This is a genomic window from Thermoactinomyces sp. DSM 45892 (assembly GCF_900107305.1).
GTDB lineage: Bacteria > Bacillota > Bacilli > Thermoactinomycetales > Thermoactinomycetaceae > Baia.
This window is the reverse complement of sequence record NZ_FNPL01000030.1, coordinates 1-4,466: the sequence shown is the minus strand read 5'-3', so window position 1 is coordinate 4,466 and position 4,466 is coordinate 1. Positions and strand designations below refer to the sequence as shown.

The window sequence follows — 4,466 nt, the reverse complement described above, 5'->3', positions numbered from 1 at the left end:
TTCCATCGCATTTTGTCGAGATGGAAACCTTACCGCTTACCTCCAATGGAAAGATTGATCGAAAAGCATTACCTAGGCCAGATCGCAAGGAATCAGAGGAGTGTTATGTTGCTCCTCGTACAGAGACAGAAGAAATCATTGTTTCTATATGGCATCACGTTTTGGGAATGGAACATATTGGAGTGCACGATTCGTTCTTTGAACTGGGTGGACATTCGTTACTTGCTACACAAGCGGCTTCGAATCTAAAAGCAGCTTTTGGGATTGAGCTACCTTTGCGTGATTTATTTACGTATACAACCGTGCAGGAATTAGCAGAACGAATTGACCAGTTGTGTGCTAGTCGGGATGAGAAGGCACAGGATGATAGTAGAGAGTGTGTTAGTCTGCAAGATTATATTCAACAAGAAGAGATGAGTCATGATCAAGAATTGCTTGAACTTCTTATGCAGTTGGAAGAGTTATCGGATGAAGAAAAGCAAAGTGTATTCAAGAATCGCTTAGCCGGGGAGGGTGTAAAAAATGAGAAATGATCTAATGACGAAATTAAACTCTCTTTCTCCTGAAGAAAGAGAGTGGATTCAGAAGCAGATGCAAAAAAAAGAGAGGAAAGAGTCGCTTCCGTTGTCCTATGCGCAACAACGCGTATGGTTTATGGATCGGTTTAATCCAAATAGTTCTCTATATAATATCCCCACTGTTTGGCGTCTAAGAGGAAATTGGATACCTAAAGCACTAGAGAAGGGGTTTAATCGGCTCTTTGAACGTCATGATTCCCTGCGCACGGTTTTTAAGGAAGTTGGAGAACAGCCAGTACAGTATATTGAGAAATATACTCCTCAAAAACTATTGGTAGAGGACTATTCTCATTTCTCATTGGAAGAGAAGGAAAGAGAGTTAGAGAGTTTGCTTTCTAAACATGCGAAGGAACCGTTTGATTTAGTGAATGGGCCTTTGATTCGGAGTTTACTGGTTCGAGTAGATCAAGAGGAATGGTTATTGTTATGTACGATGCATCACATTATTTCAGATGTGTGGTCCATCGGCATACTGATTCAAGAATGGCTCGCCTTTTATGAAGAGGAGAGCAACGGGAGTCCAGCTGGGCTACATCCACTTTCGATTCAATATGCAGATTATGCAAAGTGGCAAAGAGAGTGGTTGCAAGGTGAAGTATTGGATAGACAACTTACTTATTGGCAAAAAGAGTTGTCTGGTGAGCTTCCGATCCTACAACTACCGATGGATCGACCTCGGCCAGCTATACAGACATACGATGGGGATACGTATCGTATGGTCCTGACGCCTGAAAAACTTGGTTTGTTGAAGGAAATAGGTAAACAAGAAGGATCAACGCTATTTATGACCCTAATGGCGTCCTACCAAAGCTTTCTCGCGCGCTATACGGGGCAAGAAGATATCCTCGTTGGAAGCCCGATTGCGAACCGGAACCATAAGGGGGTAGAAGGGTTAGTTGGCTTTTTTGCCAATACGTTGGTTTATCGGGCAGACCTGAGTGGAGCGCCTACATTTAGGGAGATTTTATCTCAGATGAAGAAAAAGGCGCTTACAGCATATGATCATCAAGATGTTCCGTTTGAAAAGATTGTAGAAGTATTGCAACCAGAACGGAGCACCAGTCATTCGCCCATCTTCCAGACCATGTTCACGCTACAAAATGTGAAAACAAGATGGGCAGGGCAGTCTGGAAGAAGTTTGGAAATGATCGAAAGCAATCTGCCTATCGCAAAATTTGATCTGAGTTTAACGGCGTATGAAGTGGACGAAGGTTTAGTTGTTTCTTTTGAATACAATACTGACCTGTTCGACTCTAGCACAATCGAACGAATGGCAGGACATTTTGAAAACTGGTTAAGTGAAATTGCTCAATATCCAGATGAATCTTTTACCAAGCTGACTATGCTCTCAGACGTTGAACAGAAGCAGTTGTTGGAAGAGTGGAACGATGCAGATGTTGCGTATGGTTATGAGAACTTGATTCATGAGATGTTTGAAGAGCAGGTTTCACGTACACCAGAAGCAGTGGCAATCGTGCATGAAGATGGGCAGTTGACATATCAAGAGCTAAACGAGAAAGCGAATCAACTGGCGCATTATTTACAGAAGCGAGGAATTGGTCCTGACTCGTTGGTTGGGATCTGTGTGGAACGTTCACTGGAAATGATGATTGGTCTTTTTGGGATTCTCAAAGCAGGTGGAGCCTACGTCCCACTGGATCCAAGTTATCCTGAAAGTCGTCTGAGATACATTATAGAGAACTCAAAGATTGAGGTGCTACTAACCAATGAAGCGCTCATGGATGGTTTACCTGAAGGGATCCAAGTAATTTGTCTAGATCGGGATCAATCCATCATCGCACAAGAGAGTAGCTTGTCACCTGTGAGTGGAGTGACTGCAAATAACTTGGCATATGTGATCTATACTTCGGGATCGACTGGGAATCCAAAAGGGGTTATGGTAGAACATCACTCAGTCATGAATTTATCGTATGGTTTACAGAAAGAAGTTTTTTCGAATGAGACACTGGCCCATTTGCGTGTTAGTTTGAGTTCTTCCATTGCCTTCGATGCATCTGTTCAGACAGTACAAATGCTGTTGTATGGTGCTAGCGTGTATCTTATTTCGAGTGAAGTTCGCAGGGATGCCAAACAGTTTATATCTTATATCCGCGAAAATAAATTGGAGGTGCTCGACCTAACCCCGTCACACCTGCAATTACTCGTAGATTGTGGATTGCTTGATGAAGGTGTTCACGTTCCCAGTAAGGTATTGATCGGTGGCGAGGCAATTATGCCTGCACTGTGGGATCAATTGGTGAAGTTTGATAAGACCCAGTTTTATAATTTGTATGGCCCTACTGAATGTACCGTTGATGCGACATGTTATCGTATCGACAAAAATAGTAAGGAAGTTACGATTGGACGTCCGTTACCAAACGTTCAAGCCTATGTATTGGATCGGAATTTGCTACTTGTTCCTGTCGGCGTAATTGGTGAGCTTTATATTGGTGGTGAAGGGTTATCACGTGGTTATTTGAACCGACCTGAACTCACTGTTGAACGTTTTGTTTCTCATCCATTTCGTGAAGGGGAACAGTTATATCGAACTGGAGACTTGGTTCGATATCTAGGTGACGGCAATTTGGAGTATGTAGGAAGAATCGATAACCAAGTGAAGATTAGAGGTTTCCGTATTGAATTAGGCGAGATTGAATCGGTCCTGCAAGAATGCTCGTCCATAAAAGAGGCTGCGGTGTTGGTAAGAGAAGATGATCCTGGCGATAAGAAATTGGTAGCCTACGTGGTGGGTGAGGGAAGTACGCTAGAATGGCGAGAGCATCTCAAGGCTCAATTACCGAATTACATGGTTCCATCGCATTTTGTGGAGATGGATAAGATGCCCCTTACACCAAATGGCAAAATGGATCGCATAGCGTTACCAAAACCAGTTGGACAGTCTGTAAGAGAAGATAGGATTCTACCTCGAACGCCAGCAGAAGGGCTCGTTGCTTCGATTTGGAGTCAGGTGTTGGGAGTGGAAGAGATCAGTGTTCAAGATTCATTTTTTGAGCTGGGTGGACATTCACTACTCGCAACACAAGTGGTTTCCCGTCTACAAGAAGCATTCCGAATCGAACTGCCAGTGCGAGAGCTGTTTGAGTATTCAACTGTAGAATCTCTAGCGCGGCGACTGGATCAGTTACACCAAGGGGACCAAAAGAGAGAATTACCCCCACTTGTACCAGTGGAGCGTGGCGAAGCGATCCCGCTATCCTATGCGCAACAGCGCTTATGGTTTATCGATCGATTCACACCGAATAGTGCTCTCTATAATATTCCCGCTGTATTGCGTCTTACAGGGGATTGGGCAATCGAATCCCTAGAAAAGGGATGGAATCAGCTTCTGAAACGTCATGAGTCGTTACGGACTGTAATTCAAGAGATAGATGATCAACCCGTACAACAAATCCGTCCTTACAGCCCGGAAACGATTCCAGTGATGAACGTAACGGAGCTTCCGAAGGAAGCACGAGACACCGAAATGAAGCGCATCATTCAAAATGAAGCGGAAGCGCCGTTTGATTTGGGACAAGGCCCTTTGATTCGAGTCCAGATTCTTCAAGTAGAGGAAAAGGAATGGATGCTACTTTGTACCATGCACCATATTATCTCAGACGGCTGGTCCATGGAAGTCTTGTTGGATGAATGGATGGCTCTCTATGAAGAAGATATTAGTGGGACACCAGCAGAATTAAGTCCTCTTCCTGTACAATATGCAGACTTTGCCCAGTGGCAAAGAGAGTGGTTGAAAGAAGACGTATTGGAGCAACAACTTCAGTACTGGAAAGAAGAACTGTCAGGCGACTTACCGATCCTACAATTACCGACAGATCGCCCTCGTCCAGCGGTTCAAACCAATCGAGGTAAGATGCACCAAGTTCTCTT

2 protein-coding genes are annotated in these 4,466 nt (G+C 44.0%); both read left to right on the top strand.

All coding sequences use genetic code 11. The features are described 5' to 3' along the window. Positions 1-533 (top strand): phosphopantetheine-binding protein (locus tag BLU58_RS15785; RefSeq protein WP_255404757.1); only part of this gene is annotated, 533 nt, incomplete at its 5' end. Continuing rightward, a partial coding sequence (locus tag BLU58_RS15780; RefSeq protein ID WP_143123820.1) for a non-ribosomal peptide synthetase occupies positions 523-4,466 on the top strand: 3,944 nt, incomplete at its 3' end. The genes BLU58_RS15785 and BLU58_RS15780, both read left to right, overlap by 11 nt.